The following is a 23959-nucleotide window of genomic DNA, read 5'->3' on the forward strand; positions in this document are numbered from 1 at the left end:
GACCGGACCTTCCTCGGGGCGACGGCTCATGCGTCGGAGTACCCGGGGAGCGCGCGGACGGCCTCGGCGTTGCGGGCCCACACATGTTCTTTCGCAACGAGAAGGCCATCGGTCATTCTGCCTGGTCAGCTGACGAATCAGATGAGGGGGTTACCCTCGAGGACCTTCTTCGGTAACGCTTCCCAATCACCAAAATCCGGCGTGTCCGCCCAGTTCGGCTCGACGTCAACTCCGTGGAACTGCTCCAGGTCTTTTGTATGTTTGGAGTGATCGATCCGCGTGCGCTGCCCCTCGCCGTTCGGAGACAGGTGCAATTGATTGGAGAACAGGGGCTTGTTGGCCAGTGCACGTTCCTTCGGTCTGAAGTCATCAGGTTCGGGGAAGATCTTGTAGATCACTTCGCTGAGGAACAGCCGTCCGCCCCACCGGTTCGAATACGTGGCAAGGGTCACATTGCGATTGTTTGCGTCCCAAACGAACACTTGGAAAGCTGGCCCGTCGATGGCAATTCCGCCCCGAGGCGTGACCTCCATGGTCCAGGACGGTACAGCGGATGCGGGATCGATTTCAAAGCCGCCGTCGTCCCGCCTCACGAAGGTGCCGACACTCGGTTCGGCGGGGACCACAGTGAACCAGTCCATCTGGTCATCCTGATGCTGGTGCCAACGCCCGCGACACTCTTGCTCGCTCAGGAATCCTCTCGGATCCGGCGTCCGGGTGAAGTGATTCCACTTCTGCATGTAGAGGTATCCGTGCTCGATCACGGGTTCCTCAATTGTCCTCGAGTTCTCGGCTCTACCGAATCTGAACATCAATCACCCTCGGCATTGAAAGAAGCACCGCGCAAATGTGCGTCAGCCCGCGCTGGGGGAAAGTTTCTGGGCACATATCGAGCGCCGACGCCATCCACGCTCTCGTCAAGCCGTAGTTCAGTCAATTGAATGCCTCTAGATCATTCACGCCGTCTGCCTCCGCTCGAGCTTAGCCGCACGATCGAGCACCTTGATCAACGGCTTCGGCGCCAGGAACGCTCGTGCCAGCCCTTGAGCGGTGAAGCCGTCTGCACCGACCAACCTGGCCTTCGCTCCGGCACTCAGCATTGCACTGGCGCCAGCCACCGCGTCGTCCACAGAGACCGGATGTGGGTTCGATCGATTCGGTCGCACGGGGAGAGAACGTCGTACGAGCAGTCGGAGCGGTGTCTCTCCAGCCACGGCAGAGTTGAGCAGAGCCGCATCGGCATGAACTGCTGATTGGATGTCGATGAGGGACCCATGCGTAGCGGCCTCGAACACGACCGATACGCCCGCCTCATCATCCTCGAACACCCGATCCTGCTGCAGCATGGCGATGAGCCCGGCGGGTGCGTCCCCCAAGATTCGGGCATAGCTCAGTGGGGTCGCACCAAGGTCGTTGACATGGAACGGATCAGCGCCGGCGTCGAGCAAGACGGCGACCGGATCAAGTCCGCCGTCGACCGAGTTCGTCACTGCGAGCTGCAGCGGCGTCGTCCCCCAACGGTCCGGCGAGTCCACCTCCACCCCGAGGTCCAGGAGTGCTCGCATCGCATGCACCGCACCGGTCTGAGCCGCGAAGTGGAGGGGCGTGAGGGCGTCGGCATTGGCGCGTGACGCTGAAGACACTTCGAAGCCTTCCGACGCGATCCTCGTGATCGCCTGCGGATCGTCCGCGATGATCGCATCCCAGAACGCAGAACTGTCCATCGCTGTGCTCATCGGATGATGCTATCCAGGACGTCCACGCCACCCGACTGCAAGCCCAGCTGGTCGGATCTGCGCTTCTTCCGAGCAGTCTCACGTCTGATGAGACGAGACTGCTGTCGCCCCCTTGCACTCGCGGGAGACTGAGAGATCGATCCGTTCGACGGGTGACCGTCTCGAGCGCATCGCCCCAGCAATGCAGGAGCCCCGCTACTCGCGCGGCTGAGGCATGCGCGTCATTCCGCCGAGATGTACCGCGCGGGAACGAGCAAGGCGAGGGTCACCCGGTCGTGGCCCTCCGAGAACTCCACGCCCTCCAGGTGCGCCCGAGCTGCATCGATTCGCAACAGGACGGGAGCGGTGGACTTGCGCCGCCCCGCCTGCATCGCCAGCTCGCGATCGGTCGTCAGATGCGCGTACTGGCGCCCCATCGGCAAGAGCCCGTCGCGCAGGATCGACTCAGCCGCAGCGGGGGAAGTTGCGTGCCAGAGCACCGGCTGCGGAACGATCGACGGCTTCACGATGCGCTCGTCCGTCGAGTGCCCGTACTGAGCACGGATCCGGTCGCCTTCGACGGCGAAGCGCTGCTTGTCGGACTCGGCGACCACTCGGCGCAGATCTTCCAACGATGCCTGAATGCCCGACCGCTCCAAAGCGTCGGCAAGATCTGCGAGCGGGACGCTCCCGTCAGCACCGAGTTCCAGCCCGTACGCACCCGGTTCGTGCCGCAACGCGTGCGACATCGCCTTGCTGATCGACGCGTCCCTACGAGGCATGTCTCAGTCCTCTTCCTGCTCCGCGAGCCACGCTGCTCGATGCTCCTCCATCTCCTCCCACCAGACGTCGAAGGACGTCCACTGCCCCCGGTACTCCGTCCCAAGCGAAGCAAACGTATGGATGATCAGCACGGGAGGGTCGCCCGAATGGTCGCCACCGTCAAAGCAGAACACATCGTCAGTGTCCTGGTGCTTTGCGAAGGGTACGAGGGAACGGACCGGATACTGCTCCCCAACGATGTCGACCCAGTTCTTTGTCTGGTTCTCGTACTCAGACGTCCACATGAAGGGATCGATGTCGGGAAGCGGGTCTTGTGCAAGGGCACGTTGGAAGCGCTCGGGGTACTGAAATCCCTCGGGCGCAATCAAGCGCGCCTCGACTTGCCGTTCCTCGACGGTTGTTAGTCGATGTTCCCTCACTGTGGTCCTTCGGGGAGCTTCGGGGGTCGTGAGACCCATCTGGATTCGCTTTCAACCAATTCGCGCCTTGCCACTTTATCTGAACCTCAGCACCCCCCAACGTTCTGGGCTCGGCTGGCCACGCTTCGTGAAGCGTTCAACCTCTTTTGCCGTCAACGATTGATGAGGTTCGTGTACTCGGCCCCTGCACCGGAAAATCAGTGTGAGACTTGGCAGATCGTCGGATCAATTCAGATTGGCGCTTGATCAGTTCCTGCCCTGCCCTGCTACCCGACCAACTGTCAACGGAATCCCGAGCAATCGCAAAGAGTTCCAGCTAAGAACTCTGCGGGTGGACCCTCGACCGTCACCTCGTTCTCCTCCGCTCGAGCCGGAACCGGCTTCACCGAGACCGACTGATGACCCGCTGACCCCGTTCCTCGATTTGTGATTCAACCGATGTGTTCGTTTGAAGAGCAAAACAGGCAATGCCGTCTTTTGGTACAACAAAGGGGGCATTCCCAGCTAGGCTGACCAATGGGTTTTGTGTCTCGTAATACTCTCGGCTGTTGTACAGAACGATCCACCAATCGTCGGTCTCGATCCATCCCCTATCCCAAATAAGGTCTTCGTCAGCGCGCACTCCCTTCGCAAATTCGTCCTGAGCATCCTTCAGAGTTCGCATGCAAAATCACCGTGTCTTGAGTAGGAAGAGTTGATCGAAGTTCTCCAACTTGGCAAACGTTCCTGACTGTCCGTCGAGAAACGCAACGCCATTCCGATCATGGTGGCCGACTTGAGTCTCTCCTTTGAGGGCCACCCCTGTCCCGCGGATGGACCGGATGTGCGCAGCGTCTGCCTCCACGATGGCCGCCCGGTACATCTTCGAATCAGCCGCGACCCCTCCCCGAGATCCTCGTTCGAAAAGGTAGGCAGCTCACCTGTACCGCTGGACGTCGACGAGATCGACTGGGTAGTACGGCGACGACCGCAGCGCCGAATCGTCAAGCCCCCGCGCCACCACGAGCCCCGCGGCTTCCCAGGCCCAGTACCCAAAGTACGCCTCGAACCGGTCTCCCTGCACTGCCTGCAGAGCCGGCGCCCACCAGATGAACGAGATGTTCTTCTGCCACGCTTGCACGTACCTGTTCAACGCAGAAACGGCACGATCGGGCGGAGCACTCGCTGCCGCAGCAAGGTTTTGGAACGGTCGCTTGTGCCACACGGTGTCCCGCACCGGATTGATCCCCAGCAGCGTCCCGAGCACTGGATCAGCACCGCCAGCAGCAGCAACAACCCCGATCAACCGATCCGTCAACTCCGGAGCGACACCGATGCACCGCGCTACCGACGTCAGCCACAACGCGTTGTAGTACGTCGACTTGTTGTCGAACTCCAATGGATCCAATGGGAATCCCGCATCCGGCACCACCGCGTAGCGGTTGCAGGTCTCCCAGACAGTGACGGCCGACTCGACGTCCGCCGCGAGCTCGAGCACGGGTGCTCCTGCTGAGTAGCGCGCTCCCAGCAGGAACAGCACATTCTCCAAGTTCGCCGTGGTTCGCATGATGCCAGCCCTGACGTCATCCGACCGGAAAGTATGGCTGAACGGCCGAAACTTCTCGATATCCCGCTCGAGGACTCGGAACGCGTCGTCCCAGTAGGCAGCATTCACTCGGTCATCGCGTGGAGTCATGATGTTCCGCTCTTGCGGAACCGCTTGACTTCGTCCGCGGTCAAAGCCTCGTTGTGCTCGTGCGCTCGGGTCTGCACCGGAGTACCAGTTTCGCGCGCCGACCTGATCCGTGTGTTGTCCATACTCGTGACAGCTCCGTCGGGCATGTCGGCGACATCCACAGGGTGACCGCGCCAACCGCCGTCGCGCATGCTGTTGGTGATGTCGTCGTAGTTGCAGGGTTCGCCGGTAGTTCGGTCGATCTTGTTTGTAGGAGACGGACTTCTACGAGAACCGAACGGGCCCAGGTTCCACGATGGCCGCCCAGTACACCTTTGAATCACTCACGGCCCCTTCCAGAGGTCCTCGTTCGGGCAGCCGGGCGACTCATCCGTCTTGCTTGCCGTCGACGAGGTCGACAGGGTAGTACGGCGACGACCGCAACACGGAGTCGTCGAGCCCGCGCGCCACGACGAGCCCCGCCGCCTCCCAAGCCCAGTACCCGAAGTACGTTTCAAAGTTATCCCCCTGCACTGCCTTCAGCGCTGGGGCCCACCAAACGAACGAGATGTTCTTCTGCCAGGCTTGCACGTACCTGTTCAGTGCAGAGATGGCGCGATCCGGCGTCCCGGTCGCGGCCGCATCGAGGTTCTGGAACGGCCGCTTGTGCCACACGGTGTCCCGCACCGGTTCGACCCCCAACAGCGTCCCGAGCACTGGGTCAGCGCCTCCAGCAGCAGCAACGATCTCGATCAACCGATCAGTCAACGCCGGATCGACGCCGACGCACCGCGCCACCGACGCCAACCACAGTGCGTAGTAGTACGGGGGCTTGTCGTCGAACGTCAGCGTTTCTAGCGGGAAGCCACCGTCGCGAACGGCTGCGTAGCGGTTCCAGTTCTCCCAGACAGTGACGACCGACTCGAGATCATCCGCGAAGAGTGACGTCGGAAAGCCTGCCGAGTACCGCGCGCCCAGCAGGAAGAGCGCGTTGTCGAAGTTCGCGGTCGTTCGAATAATCCCAGCTCGCACGTCGTCGGCCCGGAACACATGACTGAACGGGCGAAACCCCTCGACGCCACGCGTCAAGACTTCTATCGCGTCGGTCCAGTAGGCCGCACTCACTCGGCTGTCGCGTGGAGTCATGCCTTTTAGCGTAGGCGTGCCGCCACATCGAGCAGTTAAGGCAAGCACGTCCTGCCCGGACCGATCTTGACAGCCGCGCACTCAGGCGATCCGGCTGTATTCATTTTCGACCAATACGCGCCTTGGTCCAGACCATGTTGACGCAAACGTCCCGAAGTTGCAGGGGATCGACCCGCAAGAAGGGCGATTCGACGCGGCCGAGGTTCACCCCATCCACGGGCACCATCTCGGGAAGCTGAGAAGCCCAGCACTCGATGAAACCTTGACCGTAGTCATCGCCCGACAGGACTCCATCCACGACATCGGCCTGATGTGAGCTTGCCAGTCATGAAGGTATTTCCTGATGTGCTGTCGCGCTGTCCGGCCTCGAGCAACCCATCGCACGCCAGATCAAGCGCAGCACACTGTCAGTGACGCCTCGGTGAACGGCGGCATCTAGCGAGAACGCCACCGCCGTCGGGCCGTCTGGTAGGTCATTTCAGATGTGGTCCGGAGGGTCCCGCCTCTTACAGGAGATCGAGCGGCAGGAAGGGCGATTTCATCTCATCGAGGTGCATGTCGGTCGCTTTCGCGATCGCCGGCAGTTCCAGCGCCCAATACCCGACGAATCCCGCACCGTAGCTGTCGCCTGGGGCGACTGCTTCCAGCGACCCCATCCAATCCATCGGTTTCATCCGTGATGGCCAGTCTGCGAGATACGTCTCGATGGCATGGCTGGCTTCGACTGGCTGCTCGAGCGCCGTGAGCAGGGGCCGCGCGAACCTCGGCGTCGAATGCTTGTTCTGATCCCAGGAGTGCTGAAGTCCGGTCGCAGACGCAAGCGCCGAGAACAGCGGGTCCGCCCCCTGCCGAACCACCGTCTCGAGGACCGTCCGCGCATGAGTCGTCCGGCCACAGCCCATCGTGATGCCGAGAAGCCGCAGCACACTGATGTAGTACTCGTTTCCGTCGCCGAGGCTGGGCGACGGCTTCTGGTCGGAGGACGCTAGGTCGACCCACGTGCAGTACGCATCCGCCACCGATTCAGCGACATCTCCGATGACGTCCAGGCCGACGCCCGCGGAGTACTGCGCGGCCAGGTAGCGGAGGCCCATGTGCCACTCGCCACGAACGGCGCTCAAGCGCTTCGTGGGATCGGTTGCTCGCTGCGCGGCAGCCTTGCGTCCTTCCCAATTGGTCGAGGTCACCTCGATGGCGCTCTGCCAGTATCGCGCATCGAACTCGGCGGCCCGCTGCCGGAGTGCAGTCTTGCGCCGGAAAAGCGGCATCAGGGGATCACCTTTCCACCCGTATCGACCATGAATCGTGTTGAACCTCCATCATGTCCGACGACGACGACACTTCGGGGGAGCTTCCCCTCGTCGAGCAGCTTCTGGACCGCGTCGAAGTGGCGCTCGTCCACGGCTCGTTCCAAACGAGTCAAGGCATCCCGCCCTGCTGGAGAGTCGATCCACTGATCACTCAGCTGACGCCCGCTCAGTTTCGTGTTCTTCAACAGGCTGTTCGGAGCAGCATCATCGTGCTTCGAGAACTTCGCCTCGCCGATCTCGTACTCGCCGGTCTTCCTGTTGAAGTAGACACCGTCGAGCCCGTTGGCACTGGTGCTGCCCTTCGTGTCGATCCGGTCGAAGCCGGAGCGAGCGTAGAGGTCGTGCATCTGCTGCTCTCCGAAGGCAGCCTTCTCGTCCTTGGTCGCGGTCCGTGCCAGGGTCCGCCCGTTCGGGTTGACCCTGACGCCGAGGGGCAGTTCGACCCGACGCCCGAACGGAACGGCAGACTTGGCCTTCCCGATGACCGATCTTCCCGCGGCGAGGACCCGGCCGCCTGCGCGAGAGATCCCACCCATGCCTCTCGCGTACTTGCCCAAACTCGCCAACCGCCCCAGTGCGCCGGCTGCGGGGACGCAGTCGAGCAGGGAGAACGCGAGGTCCCACCCGTCGGCTTCGCCCTTGCTCATCTTGTACAACGTGTCCGCCAACACCACGAGCGCGATCGCCGCGATGATCAACGTCCACGGCCCCGGGATGATCATCGCGATGATCCCACCCACCGCGACGACGACCTTCGCCACCGACACGATGGTCTCCCACGCCTCGGACCCGAAGATCTTGTCCCACGTGGACTGCTTCCCGAGGCCCGCGTCCGCAGCTTCACCGATCTTCGTCGCGGTCCGCTGCTCCGCGTCCTGCCAGTCACCCTTCGCATCCGCCACGAGCCGCTTCGCCGCATCGATCCGCGACTGCGCCGCCGAGATGTCCCCCTGCGCCGACGACACCGAACCCTGCGCGACGGACGCGTTGTCGGACGCTGCCCGCAACTGCGCAGGCGAGGGAACATCCACCCCGTCCGGCACGTCGGAACCCGCCGGGTACTCGTCGGCGACCTTCGACAGGTCCTTCGACGTGGACTCGTAGTGCGACAACGTCGACTGCGCATCCGCCAGCCGGTCCTGCGCCGCGGCGAGGTCCCCGGTGGCGTCCTTCGCGTCCGCCAACGCACCATCAGCCCGGTACTGGGTGTCATCGACCGTGTCAGCCCACCCCGACAACGCCGTCGCGGCGAGTTCGTACGAATCGACGAGCTTGGTCAGGTCCGACGGGGTGTCCTCGATCGCGTCGACGAACACATCCGCGGCCTCACCCTCCCAGTCGGTCAGCCACCCGGAGCCCTTCACCGACTGCAACCGCGTCGAGGCGTCATCGGCCGCGTCGGAGATGCGCTGGTACTCCCGCGCCATCATCCGCAACGTCGACGGATCACCCTTGACCGGATCATCACCCTGATCGACAACGTCCCACCCCGACGGCCGCCCCATCATTCCTCCCCAGGTCCGATCTCTCGCGCCGTTGTCCACAAGCGCGCGAGTGTGACCATATCAGGGGGCAGCGACGGGGACGAGTGCCACCGACCGGGGTCGACCCGTCAGAGGGCCGCGCGGACCGGCTCGAGATCCGGGAAACCGCGGAGCCGGTAGCGCGTCGGGCGGACCTCGAGTTCCTCGATCAACCCGGACGCCAGCTCCCGCAGCCGACCGAACGGCACGGGCTGCGTCTGCCCGTCGAGAGTCACGAGCACGATCGTGTCGACCGCGGCGACGACGGTCTCGACGTCCTCGGTCCACGACGAGTACGAGAAGGCCGGGTCGTCCTCGGCGAGCCGGGCGACCGAGACCGCACCGACGTGGACGTCCTCGCCCCGCCGGTCGAACGACTCCTGCAGGGCGTCCTGCTGCAGGTTCGCGGCGGTCGCCGTCCAGAGCGCGCGGATCGTCCGGAGCTCACCGTCGAGTGACGGGTGCTCGAACCGGACCCACCCGTCACCGCGCAGCACCATGGGCGGTCCGCTCAGGACCTCGCCCTCGTCGTCGGCCAGGATCTGCTGGGCGACACCGGCCGCGACCTGGAGCCCGTCCTCGTCCTGGTCGCCGGTGACGATGAACGTCGTCGGCGCGACCGGGAAGACCACTGCGCTGCCGCGGAACTCGATGCCCTGGAACGCCTGCGGTGCGAGCACGAGCACCACGGCGAGGTCGGGGTCCTGGATGACGATCGTTCCGGGCTGGATCACCGCGACGTCGCCTCCGGCCTGCTCCTGCGCGGCGGCGACGGCTGCACGCAGGACGTCGTCGTCCGCCCAGCCCATCTCGGCGAGCGCCGGCGCGGTGAGGATCGCACCGTCCTCGTCCGCCAGGATCACGCCGAGGTCGGGTGCCACCGGCACGACGTGCGGCAGCCGGTCGGCCGTGCCGTCCGCCTCCGCGTGCAGCGTGCGGATGCCCGCGGTGTCCAGTCCGACGATCCGTGCCGTTGTCGCAGTCATGCGTCGAGCCTACGCAAGGGCTCGTACAACGGGGCGCCGCCGGAAGACCGGCGACGCCCCGAAGCGGCGGACGATCGTCCGGCCTAGAACCACTTCTCCGCACGGTGGTCCGCCTGGATGCGGCGGATCGTGTTCGAGCGCGAGCGGAGCACGAGCGAGTCGGTGTGGATGACGCCGCGCGAACGACGGACACCGTCGACCAGGACCCCGTCGGTGACGCCGGTGGCGACGAAGAACGTGTTGTCACCCGTGACCAGGTCGTCCTGGTCGAGGACCTTGTCCAGGTCGTGGCCGGCGGCGATGGCGCGCTCGCGCTCCTCGTCGTCCTTCGGCTGGAGCTTGCCGAGGATCACGCCGCCGAGCGCCTTGATCGCGCACGCCGTGATGATGCCCTCGGGGGTGCCGCCGACACCGACGCACATGTCGATCGTCGAGCCGGGCAGTGCGGCGGCGATGCCACCGGCGACGTCACCGTCGAGCAGCAGTCGCGTGCCGGCACCGGTCGCGCGGATGGCGCGGATCAGCTCGTCGTGGCGAGGGCGGTCGAGCACGGCGACGACCATGTCCTCGAGGTCCTTGCCCTTGGCCTTCGCCAGCGCCCGGACGTTGTCACCGATCGGCTTCTCGAGGTCCAGGACACCGCGACCCTCGGGGCCGGCGGCGATCTTGTCCATGTAGAAGACGGCGGAGGGGTCGTACATCGAGCCACGGTCCGAGACGGCCATGACGGAGATGGCGTTCTGGCGGCCGGCGGCGGTGAGCGAGGTGCCGTCGATCGGGTCGACCGCGATGTCGCAGGCCGGGCCGTGACCGTTGCCGACGTGCTCGCCGTTGTAGAGCATCGGGGCGTTGTCCTTCTCGCCCTCGCCGATGACGACGACACCGTCGAAGTTCACCGTGCCGAGGAACTTGCGCATCGCGTCGACCGCGGCGCCGTCGGCGAGGTTCTTCTCACCACGCCCGACCCACGGCTGCGCACGGATCGCGGCGGCCTCCGTCGCACGCACGAGCTCGAGCGCGAGGTTACGGTCGGGCTGGAGGAACAGGGAGCCGGTCTCAGTCGTGGGAGTCACGACCCGAGCCTACCGACCGGCGGCCGACCGACGGTCCGGACACCGGGCCCGTGCACGCATGTGCACGCCGGACGTGAGCCGACCGCGTAACCCGGACCGCGCCTCCAGTCCGGCTGACTACGATCGGCGGGGACATCACCGAAGTCGAAGGAGATCCACGTGCCCATCGCAACGCCGGAACAGTACGCCGAGATGATCGAACGCGCGAAGGCGGGCAAGTTCGCGTACCCCGCGGTCAACGTCTCCTCCTCGCAGACCATCAACGCGGTCCTCCAGGGCCTGCAGGAAGCCGGTTCCGACGGCATCCTCCAGGTCACGACGGGCGGTGCCGACTACTTCGCCGGCCACACCATCAAGAACCGCGCAGCTGGTGCCCTCGCGATGGCGAAGTTCGCCCACGAGGTCGCCAAGAACTACGACATCACGGTCGCGCTGCACACCGACCACTGCCCGAAGGACGCCCTCGACGGCTTCGTCCTGCCGCTCATCGCGGCGAGCGAGGAAGAGGTCCGGCAGGGTCGCAACCCGATCTTCCAGTCGCACATGTGGGACGGTTCGGCCGTGCCGCTCGACGAGAACATCGAGATCGCGAAGACCATGATCGAGAAGACGCGGAACATCAACGCGATCCTCGAGGTCGAGATCGGCGTCGTCGGCGGCGAAGAGGACGGCGTCCAGCACGAGGGCACGAACGACGCGCTCTACACGACCCCGAACGACGTCGAGAAGGTCGTCGACGCGCTCGGTCTGGGCGACAAGGGCCGCTGGATCGCGGCGCTCACCTTCGGCAACGTGCACGGCGTCTACAAGCCGGGCAACGTCAAGCTCCGTCCCGAGCTCCTCGGCGAGATCCAGGCGTCCGTCGCGGCGAAGCACGGCACCGGCGAGAACCCCCTCGACCTCGTCTTCCACGGCGGCTCCGGCTCGACCGACGACGAGATCCACGAGGCCGTCCGCAACGGCGTCATCAAGATGAACATCGACACGGACACGCAGTACGCGTTCACCCGCTCGATCGCGGACTCGATGTTCCGCAACTACGAGGGTGTCCTGAAGATCGACGGCGAGGTCGGCAACAAGAAGCAGTACGACCCCCGCGCCTGGGGCAAGGTCGCCGAGACCGCCATGGCGGCTCGCGTCGTCGAGGCCGCGAAGGTCCTCGGCTCGGCAGGCCACGCCAAGGGCTGAGCAGGTCCGTCCGGTCGGGTCCACCGGCCTGGAGGAACGGGGTGCGTCCGACGGACGCGCCCCGTTCTGCGTCGGGTCGCCTCCACCCCGTGCCACGATGGGCGGGTGACCGTCGACGCCATCGCCTCCGAGTTCGCCCAGTTCGTCACCGAGTCGCCCACCGCGTTCCACGCGGCGGCGGCGACCCGTGACCGTCTCGTCGCAGCCGGGTTCACCGAGCTGTCCGAGCTCGACGCCTGGCCGACTGAACCCGGTGCGTACGTGGTGGTCCGCGACGGCGCCGTCATCGCGTGGCGCCTGCCCGACGGTGCCGTCCCGACGACGCCGTTCCGGATCCTCGGCGCCCACACCGACTCCCCCGGCTTCCGCGTGAAGCCGAACCCCGGCGTGCGCACCGGGGGCTGGGAGCAGCTCAACGTCGAGGTCTACGGCGGCGCGCTCCTGTCGACCTGGTTCGACCGTGATCTGCGGATCGCCGGCCGCGTCGTCGACGCCGACGGCAGCGTGCGGCTCGTCAGCACCGACGCCGTCGCCCGCATCCCGAACCTGGCCATCCACCTCGACCGCGGGGTGAACGACGGCAAGGAGATCGACCGCCAGCGCCACACCCTGCCGATCGTCGGGGTCGACGGCGACGCCGGTGGGACCTCTGTCGTGGAGTGGCTGCTCGCCCGGCTCGGCGAGGGTGCCGTGTCGTGGGACCTGTTCCTCGCCGACACCCAGGCGCCGGCCCGGATCGGCATCGAGCGGGAGTTCCTGGCGTCCGGCCGGATGGACAACCTGACGAGCGTGCACGCCGGACTCCGGGGCATCGTCGACGCTCCCACCGACGGTGACCACATCCCGGTGTTCGCGGCGTTCGACCACGAGGAGATCGGGTCGTCGACGCCGTCCGGTGCCGGTGGTCCGTTCCTCGAGGACGTCCTCGGCCGTGTGCAAGAGGGCCTCGGCGCCACCCGCTCCGAAGCCGCCCGGGCATTCCGTGCGTCGTGGCTGCTGTCGAGCGACGCCGGGCACCTGGTGCACCCGAACCAGCCGGAGAAGCACGACCCGACGAACCGTCCGCGCCCCGGGGCCGGACCGCTGCTGAAGATCAGCGCGAACCAGCGCTACATGACCGAGGCGAAGGGCGAGTCCGTCTGGGCCGCCGCGTGCGAGACCGCCGGTGTGCCGTGGCAGCCGTTCGTCAACGTGAACACGATCCCCGGCGGCTCGACCATCGGCCCGATCGCGGCGACCCGGCTCGGGATCCCGACGATCGACATCGGCGTCGGACTGCTGTCGATGCACTCGATCCGGGAGCTCGTGCACGTCGACGACCTGGCTGCCCTGCACGGAGCGGTCGCGGCGTTCCTGGCCGGCTGACCTCCGGCTGCGGGCTGGGGTGGTCGCGACTCCCCGCACGCGCAGGGCCGAGGGGTCACGAAGTGTCGGTTGCGCCGGTGCCAGACGACACTTCGTGACCGCTCGACGGCGGGGCCGCGGCGTGTTGCGACCACTCGGCGGTGGCTGCTGCGCTCGCCCGCGAGGCTGACGAAGCTCGCCGGAGGGACACCGGCACGCGACTGGCCGACGGACGGGCTGCCGAGAGGTCACGACTCCCCGGATGCGCAGGGCCGAGTGGTCACGAACTGTCGATTGCGCCGGCGCCAGACGACACTTCGTGACCACTCGACGGCGGGGCCGCGGCGTGTTGCGACCACTCGGCGCCGCGAGCAGCCCGACGGCGCGCGGAGGCGGCCGCCGCGAGCAGCCCGGCGGTCAGGCGGTCAGGCGGTCAGGCGGTCAGGCGCCGGACTGTCGCAGCATGAAGTCGACGAAGGCCTGGTCCTGCATGACCACGACGACGAACGCGATCGTGCTGATCGCCGTGGCGACGACCGCGCCGACCAGCGGCACCCAGAACGTCCGCTTCCGTGCGCGGAGCCGACGGATGGACCACCAGGCGACCAGGGCGAAGACGACGACGTTGGTGATCGCGGCGATGGCGGCCGCCGTGTTCAGGGCGCTCGGGTCGTTCAGCGCCGTGTACTGGGTCTCGAGGGTGCGCCGCACGGTGGAGGCGACCTCGCCCACGGACAGGGACTGCACCACGGAGACCAGCCCGAAGGCGAGCAGCCCGACGGTGAGCACGAAGTCGGCCGGCGTGCGACCGAACCGGCTGCGGGCCATCGACCGCTGCGCCCCGGCAGGGACTGCACCGGATCGAGCGTCCGCACCGGCGCGTTCACCGCGGACGCCGTCGCTCGGAGCAGCGTCGCGCACCCCGGTGGCGGGGGCCTGGTCTTGCCGCTCCCGTGCCTGACGCTCCCGCTCCTGGCGTTCCTGCTCGACGAGGACCGGGTTCACCCAACCCTCTGGTGCGTACTCGCCGTACCCGGGGGCGGGACGGCCCTGGGGCCGACCGTTCGCGGGACCGGCGGCCGACGTCGCGGACGCACCCCGGGCCTCCTGGCCGGTACCAGCGCCGGCGTCGCCGTGGTTCGCCGGGTCGCGACGCGGGACCGAGGACCAGCCGTCCGAGCCGCTCATGCCCGACGCCCGCCGAGCGCGCGCGTCGGGTTGCCCGAGGCGTCGGTGCGGAGCTCCTTGGGGAGCGAGAACATCAGGTCCTCGTGTGCGGTGACGACCTCTTCGACGGCGGCGTAGCCGGCGTCGGCGAGCTGTTCGAGCACCTCGGCCACGAGTTCTTCCGGAACGGACGCACCGCTCGTCACGCCGACCGTCTCGACACCGTCGAGCCACTCCTGCTGGATCTCCTCCGCGTAGTCGACGCGGTGGGCGGCGCGGGCACCGTGCTCGAGCGCGACCTCGACCAGGCGGACGCTGTTCGACGAGTTCGCGGAGCCGACCACGATCACCAGGTCGGCGCCGGGCGCGACCTTCTTGATCGCGACCTGGCGGTTCTGGGTGGCGTAGCAGATGTCGTCCGACGGGGGGTCCTGGATGGCCGGGAACTTCTCGCGCAGCAGCCGCACGGTCTCCATCGTCTCGTCGACGCTGAGCGTGGTCTGCGACAGCCAGACGAGGTTGTCCGGGTCGGGGACCGACAGCGCGGCGACGTCGTCGGGGCCGTTCACCAGGATCGTGCGGTCCGGGGCGTGCCCCATCGTGCCCTCGACCTCTTCGTGGCCGGCGTGGCCGATCAGGATGATGGTGCGCTCGGCCTTGGCGAACCGGGTGGCTTCGCGGTGGACCTTGGTGACGAGGGGGCAGGTGGCGTCGATGGCGTGCAGGTCGCGCTCGGCGGCACCCGCGACGACGGCCGGCGACACACCGTGCGCGCTGAAGACGACGTGCGAACCCCGGGGGACCTCGGCCACGTCGTCGACGAAGACGGCACCGCGCTGCTCGAGCGTCGAGACCACGTGCACGTTGTGGACGATCTGCTTGCGGACGTAGACGGGCTCGCCGTACTGCTCCAACGCCTTCTCGACCGCGACGACCGCGCGGTCCACCCCGGCGCAGTAACCACGGGGGGCTGCGAGCAGCACCTTCTTGGGGCCGGCGACCGGTTCGTCACGCAGTCGACCCCGTGCCGCGTGCACACGCGGCGGGGCGAGCGGGACCGTGTGGCCGTTGGTGATCGTCACGTCCCCGATGATAGGTGAGCGGCACGCACGCGACCTGGGCGCGCGGAGTGCCTGTGGAGAACACGACGTCCGTCGCCTGTCACCGGTCTCGGGCACGATGGACGTCCCAGCAGGACGAGGAGCGACATGGCGATCGAACAGGGCCCGCCGACGGCCGACAACCCGTGGCCGGTGGCGCTCCTCGGCGCGAAGCTCCGCGACTGGATCGACCGACTCGGCACCGCGTGGGTCGGGGGCGAGATCACGCAGTGGAACGTCGCCGGCGGCAACGTGTACGGCAAGCTCAAGGACGTCGAGGTCGACGCCACCGTGTCGTTCTCCATCTGGTCGAGCGTGCGCTCCCGGGTGCCGGCGGACATCAAGCAGGGCGACCGGGTCGTCGCCGCACTCAAGCCGAACTACTGGGTCAAGGGCGGCTCGCTGACCATGCAGGTCGTCGAGATGAAGCACGTCGGGCTCGGTGACCTGCTCGAACGCCTCGAGCGCCTCCGCCGCACCCTCGCCGAGGAGGGGCTGTTCGACCCGTCCCGGAAGCGGCGTCTGCCGTTCCTGCCGCACCGCATCGGCCTGATCACCGGCAAGGACTCCGACGCCGAGAAGGACGTCAAGCGGAACGCGCAGCTGCGGTGGCCCCAGGTGGAGTTCCGCACCGTGCACACCGCCGTGCAGGGCGAACGGACCGTGGGCGAGGTCACGGCGGCGATCCTCGAGCTCGACGCCGACCCCGAGGTCGACGTCATCATCATCGCGCGCGGCGGCGGCGACTTCCAGAACCTGCTCGGCTTCAGCGACGAAGGGCTCGTCCGTGCGGCGGCCGCGGCGTCGACCCCGATCGTCTCGGCGATCGGGCACGAGGCCGACCGCCCCATCCTCGACGAGGTCGCCGACCTCCGTGCCTCGACCCCGACGGACGCCGCCAAGCGGGTCGTGCCCGACGTCGCCGAGGAGCTCGCCAACGTGCGGGCAGCCCGCGCTCGGCTCGGGCTCCGGCTCTCGCACACGCTGTCGGTCGAGGCCGACCGGCTCGCCGCGCTGCGGTCGCGCCCGGCCCTGGCGTCGACCGCGTGGCTCGTCGACACCCGTGCGGAAGAGGTCGCCCGCGACCTGTCCCGCGCCCGCGAACTGCTCGACCGCCGACTGGAGCGCGGGCACTCCGAGGTCGGGCACCTGACCGCCCGGCTCCGGGCACTCTCGCCGCGGGACACCCTGCGCCGCGGGTACGCCATCGTGCAGCGGGCCGACGGCGGTGTCGTCCGCGGCACCGACGACCTGTCCGGAGCGACGCCGGTGCACGTCACGCTCGGTGCCGGCACGGCCACGGGCACGCTTGAACCGGACGGCCCCGGCCCGGACGGCTCCTGACCACCACGGGTGTTCTCCACAGCCTGGGTCCGGGCGACGGATCGTCGGTGGACGCTCGGTAGGATCGACCCGTGCCATCCCAGCAGGAACCCGAGCAGACCGACGTCCAGTCGCTGAGCTACGAAGCGGCCCGCGACGAACTCGTGCGCGTCGTGAGCGAGCTCGAACAGGGCTCCGCGACCCTCGAGCGTTCGCTGGCGCTCTGGGAACGGGGCGAAGCCCTCGCCGCCCGGTGCGAGGAGTGGCTCGTCGGCGCCCGCGCACGGCTCGACGCGGCCCGTGCCGCCAGCGACGCCCAGGACGGCGCCGGCCGATGACCGACGCCGACGGCCGCCCGATCGTCGCCGAGCTCGGTCGCCCCGAGACGGCAGAGGAGACGTGGGCCCGCAAGGACGCCGCCCGGACCGCCCGCCGGCAGCACCAGACCGCGTTCAACCTGGTCATCGCGCTCATCGCCTCGCTCGGCATCGTGCTGTTCCTGGTGGCGGTCGTCGTCCGGCCCGACACCACGGTGGACCGCACCGTCGACTACCAGCAGATCGCGGCGAAGGCGAACGTCGACGACGTCACCCTGGTGGCGCCGCCGCTGCCCGACGGCTACAGCGCCAACCGCGCAGACTTCGCCAGCAAGACCACCGACGGCGTGGACGTCTGGACCGTCGGCTTCGTGACGCCGGACAAGCAGTACCTCGGTCTGCAGCAGGGCATCGACGCCAACGCCTCGTGGGTGTCGAACCAGCTCGACCAGCGCCCGTCCACCGGTGACCGCACGATCGGCGACACGGAGTGGACCGTCTACGACCGCCGCGCCGAGGGCACCGATGCCGGCAACCACGCGTACTCGCTCGTCTCGACGTTCGGCAAGAACACGATCGTGCTCTCCGGCACCGCCGACGACAAGGCGTTCCGGACCGTCGCGACCGCCGTCTCCCGAGAACTGACCGAGTAGACGACGGGCACCGCCCCGCCAGTCACCACCCCGTCCCACCCGAACCGAGGAGCCCCATGCCCGACCGCGCCGCCTCCACCCCGTCCGACGCCCTGCGCCTGCTGGTCGACGGCAACGCCCGCTTCGCCGCCGACAAGCGCCGGATGGGCCGCGTGGACCCGGACCGCCGCACCGAGCTCGAAGGATCGCAGTCGCCGTTCGCGACCGTCCTCGGCTGCTCGGACTCGCGGGTGCCGTTCGAGCACGTCTTCGACGCCGGCATCGGTGACCTGTTCGCCATCCGCAACGCCGGCCAGATCGTCGACGACGTCGTGCTCGGCTCGATCGAGTTCGCGGTCGTCGCCCTGGGCACGCCCCTGGTCGTCGTGCTCCGGCACACCCGGTGCGGTGCCGTCGCTGCAGCGCGCTCCGGTGAGCCCGTCCCCGCCCCGCACCTGCAGGCCCTCGTCGACGCGATCTCCCCGAGCGTCGAGAAGGTCCGACTCACCGACGCCGAGCTCCCGCAGGAAGCCGTCGGCGCCGCGCACCTCGAAGCCACCCTCCGCCAGGTGATCGAGCGCTCCGGCGCGGTCTCCGACGCCGTGGCCGAGGGTAGATTGGCCGTCGTCGGGGCGACCTACGACCTCGCCACCGGAGAAGTCACCATCGACACCGTCGTCGGCCAGGTCTGACCGACGCCGACGACGACCGAGCCAGACGAAGAGCGACCCCGACGACGACCGCCCCGGCGACCCCGGGGCGCAGGCACGGGCCGGCGCGACCGCGACCGGCGAGCACCCCAGGAAGGACCACGACGACGTGACCGACACCACCCCGACCGAGTTCCGCATCGAGCACGACACCATGGGCGAGGTACGGGTGCCGAAGTCGGCGCTCTACCGTGCCCAGACCCAGCGCGCCGTCGAGAACTTCCCCATCTCCGGCACCGGGCTCGAGTCGGCACAGATCGTGGCGCTCGCACGGATCAAGCGTGCGGCGGCCATCGTGAACGGTGAACTCGGCATCGTCGTGCCCGCCGTCGCCGACGCCATCGCCGGCGCCGCCGACCTGATCATCGGCGGCCAGCACCACGACCAGTTCCCGGTCGACGTCTACCAGACCGGCAGCGGCACGTCGTCGAACATGAACATGAACGAGGTGCTCGCGACACTGGCGTCCGACATCGCGGGTTCGGCGGTGCACCCGAACGACCACGTCAACGCCTCGCAGTCGTCGAACGACGTCTTCCCCACCTCCGTGCACGTCGCCGTGACCGAGGCACTGCTCCGCACGCTCGTGCCCGCCCTCGAACACCTCGCCGAGTCCCTCGAAGCGAAGGCCACGCTCTGGGCCGACGCCGTGAAGTCCGGCCGGACACACCTGATGGACGCCACGCCCGTCACCCTCGGGCAGGAGTTCGGCGGCTACGCACGCCAGATCCGCCTGGGCATCGAGCGGGTGCAGGCGACGCTCCCCCGCGTCGCCGAGGTCCCGCTCGGCGGCACCGCGGTCGGCACGGGCATCAACACCCCCAAGGGCTTCCCGCAGCGGGTCATCGCCCAGCTCGCGAGCGACACCGACCTGCCGATCACCGAGGCCGTCGACCACTTCGAGGCGCAGGGCGCGCGTGACGCCCTGGTCGAGGCCTCCGGTGCGCTCAAGGTGCTCGCCGTCAGCCTGACGAAGATCAACAACGACCTGCGCTGGATGGGCTCGGGTCCGAACACCGGCCTGGGCGAGCTGCACATCCCCGACCTGCAGCCCGGCTCCTCGATCATGCCCGGCAAGGTGAACCCGGTGATCCCCGAGGCCACCCTGATGGTCGGCGCCCGGGTCATCGGCAACGACGCCACCATCGCCTGGGCCGGTGCCTCGGGTGCGTTCGAGCTCAACGTCGCCATCCCGGTGATGGGCACGGCGCTGCTCGAGTCGATCCGCCTGCTGGCGAACAGCTCACGCGTGCTCGCGGACAAGACCATCGACGGCCTGCAGGCGAACCTCGAGCGTGCCCGCGCCTTCGCGGAGTCCTCACCGTCGATCGTCACCCCGCTCAACCGGGTCATCGGCTACGAGGCTGCGGCGAAGGTCGCGAAGTACGCCGTCGCCGAGGGCATCACCGTGCGCGAAGCCGTCGTGGCCCTCGGCCATGTCGAGCGCGGCGAGGTCACCGAGGCGCAGCTCGACGAGGCGCTCGACGTCCTGAGCATGACCCACCCGAACTGACGCGACGCTCCTGACGCACCCCCAGGACGGACGGGAGGCCCGGTGCCAGCTGGCACCGGGCCTCCCGTCCGTCAGGTGGCGGCTCTGCCCGCCTCACGCGCTGAGCGACAGGTCACGCGTCCGGAAGCGCGTGACCTGTCGGTGAGCGCGAAAACCCGTCAGTGTCTGCCGCGCTACGCCAGGTCCGGCGAGTCGAGCAGGTCGGTGACCAAGGCGGCGATCGCGGAGCGCTCGGACCGCGTCAGCGTGACGTGCGCGAAGAGCGGGTGCCCTTTGAGCCGCTCGATGACCGACGCGATCCCGTCGTGCCGTCCGACCCGCAGGTTGTCGCGCTGCGCGACGTCGTGGGTGAGCACGACCCGCGAGTTCTGACCGATGCGGGAGAGCATCGTGAGCAGCACGTTCCGTTCGAGCGACTGCGCCTCGTCGACGATCACGAAGGCGTCGTGCAGGGAGCGGCCGCGGATGTGGGTCAGGGGCAGCACCTCGATCAGGCCGCGCTCGATCACCTCGTCGAGGACGTTGTCCGACACCACCGAGCCGAGGGTGTCGTAGACGGCCTGCGCCCACGGGTTCATCTTCTCGCCCGCGTCGCCGGGCAGGAAGCCGAGGTCCTGCCCGCCCACCGCGTACAGCGGCCGGAACACCATGATCTTCTTGTGCTGCTGCCGTTCGAGCACGGCTTCGAGTCCGGCGCACAGGGCGAGCGCCGACTTGCCCGTGCCGGCGCTGCCGCCGAGCGAGACGATGCCGATCTCGGAGTCGAGCAGCGCGTCGATGGCGAGCCGCTGCTCGGCCGAGCGCCCGCGGAGGCCGAAGACCTCGCGGTCGCCGCGCACCAATGTGACGGCGCCGGCGACGTGCACGCGGCCGAGGGCCGATCCGCGTTCGGAGTGGATGACGACGCCGGTGTTCACCGGGACGCCGTCGAGCTTCGAGGACCGGATCTCCTCTTTCTCGTACAGGTCGGACATCTGCTCGCCGGACACCTGCAGGTCGGCGATGCCGGTGTAGCCCGAGTCGACCGCGAGTTCGGCGCGGTACTCCTCCGCCGCCATGCCGATCGAGGACGCCTTGACCCGGAGCGGCAGGTCCTTCGACACGACCACGACGTCGAGTCCGTCGTTCTTGAGGTTCGACGCGACGGCGAGGATGCGGGAGTCGTTGTCGCCGAGCTGCAGGCCCGACGGCAGGACGGACTGGTTGGAGTGGTTCAGTTCGACGCGGAACGAGCCGCCGTCGCCGATCGCGATCGGGAAGTCGAGCCGCTCGTGCTCGATGCGCAGTTCGTCGAGCAGCCGGAGGGCCTGCCGGGCGAAGTACCCGATCTCCGGGTCGTTGCGCTTCGCCTCGAGTTCGCTGACGACCACCACGGGCAGGACCACGGCGTGCTCGGCGAAGCGGAACAAGGCCCGCGGATCGCTGAGGAGCACCGATGTGTCGAGCACGTACGTGCGCTGGGCGACCGATGTGGACGAGTCCGCGGTGTGCTGCTGCTGTGCTCCGCGAGAGACGTTCTGAGAGGTCACGACCACTCCATCCCCGGGCCGCGACGGGCCCGGTCCTGTCCTCGAACGCGGCCACGGAGCGGGTCCCGAAGCACCGACTGTGGCCGCTTCGATCGGGCGCGGTGCCCGATGGGGACAACGTACGTCCGGCCCCCGACACCCCGACAGCGACACGCGGTTTCCGGAGTTACGGTCGCGTGAACAACGCGAGCGCGGCTCGCGACGCCGCGCGCGGCGGTGGCGCCGAGTGGTGGCGATCTGTCGAGTGCGACGGCGCCAGCCAACAGGTGGTGACCACTCGGCGGACGTGAGCGGGGTGCCGTGACCGCTCGCGCGCTGCAGACGGGAGGCCCGTGGCGGCCTGGCTCCGCGCCTCCAGTCCGTCCGGTGGTCGCGAATCGTCGCGCGCGCGACGCCGAGTGGTTACGAACCGTCGGGTGCGACGGCGCCAGCCGACAGGTGGTGACCACTCGGCGGACGTGAGCGGGGTGTCCTGACCGCTCGCGGGACGCGGACGGGCGACAGCAAGCGCAGCAGCCGCGCCGCTGCTACTGCATGGTGGCGTACGAGACGCAGGCGTCGCGGAACATGTCCAGGGTCTCGTCGGTGGTCGACGGGAACACGGACACCCGCGCGACGCCGAGCCGCGTGGTCGCGGTGACGCCGTGGTTGTGCATCGCGGCGGACAGGGCCGTCACGCGACCCTGCGTCGGCCGGAGCACCACGATGCCGGCGCGCTCGGCCGGGTCGCGGCTGGACTCGACCTCGAGCCCGAACTCGTCCGCGATCGCGAACACGCGCTCGACGCGGTCGGTGACCCGCTCCTGCACGGCAGCGACGCCGACCGCGGTGAGACGCTCGAGCGACACCGCGAGCCGGGCCTGTGCGACCGGGTCGATGCGGGACATCTGGAAGCCGGCGGCCCCCGGACGCACCGCCGGGACCTCGGTCGGCCAGCCGGACGTGCCGTGCGGGCCGGACAGCGCAGGACGGATCCGGTTCAGCGCACGGTCGCTGAACGCCACGAACCCGGTGCCCCACCCGGCGTGCAGCCACTTCTGCCCGCCGGTGGCGACGACGTCGGCGACCTCGTACGGGGCGTCGACGACGCCGAAGCCCTGGATCGCGTCGACGATGAGCAGGCGGTCGCCGATGACCTCGCGGATGGCGGCGAGGTCGGTCAGGTAGCCGGTGCGCCAGTCGACCAGGGACACCGCGACGGCGGTCACCTCGTCGGTCAGGCGCTCACGGATCAGCTCGGGCGTCACCCAGCCGGCACCCGACTCGATGACGACGGGCTGTACCCGTCCACCGGTGGCCGAGGCGGCGCTGGCCAGTGCGAGCGGCAGCGACGGGTACTCGTCGGCGGACACGAGCACGCCACCGGTCAGACCGAAGGCGGTGTGCAGCAGGCCCGGGGTCGTCGCGGCCTGCGAGACGACCTGGTCCTCGCGGCGGCCGACCAGGCGGGCGGCGACGGTGCGGACGCGGGCGTCCTGCTCGTCGAGGGTCTCCATGGCGCCGAAGCGCATGTGTGCCTGGATGGTGCCGAGCACACGCTGCTCCTCGAGCACGGCGGTCTGCACGGGGCCGAACGCAGCGTGGTCGAGGTAACCGGGGTCTTCGGAGAAGCCGGCGGCGTACTCGTCGATGTTCACAGGTGTTGCACCTTTCACAGGGTTGAACCCTGAGAGCCTACTGGGACGCGGCTCCGCCGACGAACCCGGTGCGGGAGGTGGCTGCTCAGCCGCCGTAGCGACGCGACCGGAGCCCGAAGTCGCGGACAGCGCGGAGGAAGTCGACCTCGCGCAGGTCCGGGTAGAACGCCTCGACGAAGTAGAACTCGCTGTGCGCGCTCTGCCACAGCATGAAGTCGGAGAGCCGCTGCTCGCCCGAGGTCCGGATCACCAGGTCGGGGTCGGGCTGGCCCTGCGTGTACAGGTGATCGCCGATGAGCTCCGGCGTCAGCACCTCGGCCAGGGTGTCGATGGTGCCGCCACCCGCGCCGTGCGCCTGCACGATGCTGCGCATGGCGTCCGCGATCTCACGACGGCCGCCGTACCCGACGGCCAGGTTGACGTGGAGGCCGGTGCGGCCGGCGGTGCGCTGCTCGGCCTGTTCGAGCGCGGTCACCAGGTTGTCCGGCAGCCCCTCGTTCGACCCGACGTGCTGCACGCGCCAGTCACGGTTGTCGGCCAGGACCCCGGCGAGGTCGGCGATGATGCCGACGAGTTCCTCGAGCTCCTCGCCGCCGCGACCCGTCAGGTTGTCGGCCGACAGGAGGTACAGCGTCACGACCTCGATGCCGAGGTCGTCGCACCACGTCAGGAACTCCGGGATCTTCGCGGCGCCGGCACGGTGGCCGTGTGCGGCGGACTCGAGCCCGAGCTGCTTCGCCCAGCGGCGGTTGCCGTCCACGATCATGGCGACGTGCTTGGGCTTCGCTGCACCCTCGAGCTGGCGGCGGATCCGGCGCTGGTAGGCGCGGTAGAGGATCCCTCGCCCTGTCCATCCCGCCGTCCCGGTCACGCACCGAGCGTAGTGCACC

24 protein-coding genes are annotated in these 23959 nt (G+C 68.3%); 7 read left to right on the forward strand and 17 right to left on the reverse strand.

The window, feature by feature from the left end:
* Nucleotides 1–137: 137 nt before the first annotated feature.
* The 12 genes from DEJ01_RS06045 to glpX form a co-directional block, all read right to left on the reverse strand.
* Nucleotides 138–764: a hypothetical protein gene (locus DEJ01_RS06045; RefSeq protein WP_111092480.1), complete on the reverse strand. Its 627-nt coding sequence runs from the start codon at nucleotides 762–764 to the stop codon at nucleotides 138–140.
* A 192-nt stretch (nucleotides 765–956) separates the two neighbouring features.
* Entirely contained in the window at nucleotides 957–1736 is a 780-nt protein-coding gene (locus tag DEJ01_RS06050) for an ankyrin repeat domain-containing protein (protein ID WP_111092481.1), read from the reverse strand.
* A gap of 221 nt (nucleotides 1737–1957) precedes the next feature.
* Nucleotides 1958–2497 carry an RNA 2'-phosphotransferase gene (locus DEJ01_RS06055; RefSeq protein ID WP_071405748.1) on the reverse strand — a complete coding sequence of 180 codons (540 nt, stop codon included), beginning with the start codon at nucleotides 2495–2497 and terminating at the stop codon, nucleotides 1958–1960.
* A gap of 3 nt (nucleotides 2498–2500) precedes the next feature.
* The gene (locus tag DEJ01_RS06060; RefSeq protein ID WP_146247565.1) at nucleotides 2501–2956 is read right to left on the reverse strand and encodes an SMI1/KNR4 family protein; all 456 of its coding nucleotides are present in this window, start codon (nucleotides 2954–2956) and stop codon (nucleotides 2501–2503) included.
* A gap of 343 nt (nucleotides 2957–3299) precedes the next feature.
* Nucleotides 3300–3581, reverse strand: a complete 282-nt coding sequence (locus DEJ01_RS18555; protein WP_111092483.1) for a YrhB domain-containing protein — start codon at nucleotides 3579–3581, stop codon at nucleotides 3300–3302.
* 252 nt (nucleotides 3582–3833) lie between these two features.
* Complete coding sequence (locus tag DEJ01_RS06070) at nucleotides 3834–4592, reverse strand: PoNe immunity protein domain-containing protein (RefSeq protein ID WP_111092484.1); 759 nt, start codon at nucleotides 4590–4592, stop codon at nucleotides 3834–3836.
* Between the two features lie 366 nt (nucleotides 4593–4958).
* Nucleotides 4959–5717, reverse strand: a complete 759-nt coding sequence (locus tag DEJ01_RS06075; protein WP_111092485.1) for a PoNe immunity protein domain-containing protein — start codon at nucleotides 5715–5717, stop codon at nucleotides 4959–4961.
* 100 nt (nucleotides 5718–5817) lie between these two features.
* Entirely contained in the window at nucleotides 5818–6015 is a 198-nt protein-coding gene (locus DEJ01_RS17895; RefSeq protein WP_146247566.1) for a hypothetical protein, read from the reverse strand.
* 208 nt (nucleotides 6016–6223) lie between these two features.
* Entirely contained in the window at nucleotides 6224–6985 is a 762-nt protein-coding gene (locus DEJ01_RS06080) for a PoNe immunity protein domain-containing protein (RefSeq protein ID WP_111092486.1), read from the reverse strand.
* Entirely contained in the window at nucleotides 6985–8535 is a 1551-nt protein-coding gene (locus DEJ01_RS06085; protein WP_111092487.1) for a putative T7SS-secreted protein, read from the reverse strand. The genes DEJ01_RS06080 and DEJ01_RS06085 overlap by 1 nt, the downstream gene beginning before the upstream one ends.
* 104 nt (nucleotides 8536–8639) lie before the next feature.
* Nucleotides 8640–9536 carry a hypothetical protein gene (locus DEJ01_RS06090; RefSeq protein WP_111092488.1) on the reverse strand — a complete coding sequence of 299 codons (897 nt, stop codon included), beginning with the start codon at nucleotides 9534–9536 and terminating at the stop codon, nucleotides 8640–8642.
* Nucleotides 9537–9619: 83 nt separating this feature from the next.
* Nucleotides 9620–10609: a class II fructose-bisphosphatase gene (glpX, locus tag DEJ01_RS06095; RefSeq protein WP_111092489.1), complete on the reverse strand. Its 990-nt coding sequence runs from the start codon at nucleotides 10607–10609 to the stop codon at nucleotides 9620–9622.
* Between the two features lie 159 nt (nucleotides 10610–10768).
* On the opposite strand from glpX, the gene fbaA reads away from it, so the two are divergent.
* Nucleotides 10769–11797 carry a class II fructose-bisphosphate aldolase gene (gene fbaA / locus DEJ01_RS06100; protein WP_017886723.1) on the forward strand — a complete coding sequence of 343 codons (1029 nt, stop codon included), beginning with the start codon at nucleotides 10769–10771 and terminating at the stop codon, nucleotides 11795–11797.
* Between the two features lie 105 nt (nucleotides 11798–11902).
* Complete coding sequence (locus DEJ01_RS06105) at nucleotides 11903–13162, forward strand: M18 family aminopeptidase (RefSeq protein ID WP_111092490.1); 1260 nt, start codon at nucleotides 11903–11905, stop codon at nucleotides 13160–13162.
* 420 nt (nucleotides 13163–13582) lie between these two features.
* On the opposite strand, the gene DEJ01_RS06110 is transcribed toward DEJ01_RS06105, so the two are convergent.
* Both DEJ01_RS06110 and DEJ01_RS06115 read right to left on the reverse strand, forming a co-directional pair.
* A complete protein-coding gene (locus DEJ01_RS06110; RefSeq protein ID WP_111092491.1) occupies nucleotides 13583–14329 on the reverse strand; it encodes a DUF6264 family protein in 747 nt (248 codons plus the stop codon).
* On the reverse strand, nucleotides 14326–15390 hold the full coding sequence (locus tag DEJ01_RS06115; RefSeq protein ID WP_081827167.1) for a 4-hydroxy-3-methylbut-2-enyl diphosphate reductase: 1065 nt from the start codon (nucleotides 15388–15390) through the stop codon (nucleotides 14326–14328). The genes DEJ01_RS06110 and DEJ01_RS06115 overlap by 4 nt, the downstream gene beginning before the upstream one ends.
* 126 nt (nucleotides 15391–15516) lie before the next feature.
* Between DEJ01_RS06115 and xseA the strand changes: the two genes are divergently transcribed.
* From xseA to DEJ01_RS06140, 5 genes are all read left to right on the forward strand, one after another.
* Entirely contained in the window at nucleotides 15517–16752 is a 1236-nt protein-coding gene (xseA, locus tag DEJ01_RS06120; RefSeq protein ID WP_111092492.1) for an exodeoxyribonuclease VII large subunit, read from the forward strand.
* 71 nt (nucleotides 16753–16823) lie between these two features.
* The gene (locus tag DEJ01_RS06125; protein ID WP_071405754.1) at nucleotides 16824–17069 is read left to right on the forward strand and encodes an exodeoxyribonuclease VII small subunit; all 246 of its coding nucleotides are present in this window, start codon (nucleotides 16824–16826) and stop codon (nucleotides 17067–17069) included.
* Nucleotides 17066–17701, forward strand: coding sequence for a DUF4245 domain-containing protein (locus DEJ01_RS06130; RefSeq protein WP_110864396.1), 636 nt, complete (start codon nucleotides 17066–17068; stop codon nucleotides 17699–17701). Before DEJ01_RS06125 ends, DEJ01_RS06130 begins: the two co-directional genes overlap by 4 nt.
* A gap of 56 nt (nucleotides 17702–17757) precedes the next feature.
* Nucleotides 17758–18372, forward strand: coding sequence for a carbonic anhydrase (locus DEJ01_RS06135; RefSeq protein WP_111092493.1), 615 nt, complete (start codon nucleotides 17758–17760; stop codon nucleotides 18370–18372).
* A 127-nt stretch (nucleotides 18373–18499) separates the two neighbouring features.
* The gene (locus DEJ01_RS06140) at nucleotides 18500–19903 is read left to right on the forward strand and encodes an aspartate ammonia-lyase (RefSeq protein ID WP_111092494.1); all 1404 of its coding nucleotides are present in this window, start codon (nucleotides 18500–18502) and stop codon (nucleotides 19901–19903) included.
* A gap of 173 nt (nucleotides 19904–20076) precedes the next feature.
* Here the strand turns inward: DEJ01_RS06140 and DEJ01_RS06145 are convergent, their stop codons facing one another.
* The 3 genes from DEJ01_RS06145 to DEJ01_RS06155 all read right to left on the reverse strand — a co-directional run bounded on the left by DEJ01_RS06145 (nucleotide 20077) and on the right by DEJ01_RS06155 (nucleotide 23940).
* Complete coding sequence (locus tag DEJ01_RS06145) at nucleotides 20077–21438, reverse strand: PhoH family protein (protein ID WP_181438368.1); 1362 nt, start codon at nucleotides 21436–21438, stop codon at nucleotides 20077–20079.
* Nucleotides 21439–21959: 521 nt separating this feature from the next.
* Nucleotides 21960–23069, reverse strand: a complete 1110-nt coding sequence (locus DEJ01_RS06150) for an aminotransferase class V-fold PLP-dependent enzyme (RefSeq protein ID WP_110860697.1) — start codon at nucleotides 23067–23069, stop codon at nucleotides 21960–21962.
* An 85-nt stretch (nucleotides 23070–23154) separates the two neighbouring features.
* Entirely contained in the window at nucleotides 23155–23940 is a 786-nt protein-coding gene (locus DEJ01_RS06155) for an isoprenyl transferase (RefSeq protein WP_111092506.1), read from the reverse strand.
* Nucleotides 23941–23959 lie beyond the last annotated feature (19 nt).

It is taken from the genome of Curtobacterium sp. MCLR17_040 (genome assembly GCF_003234735.1).
Lineage (GTDB): Bacteria > Actinomycetota > Actinomycetes > Actinomycetales > Microbacteriaceae > Curtobacterium > Curtobacterium flaccumfaciens.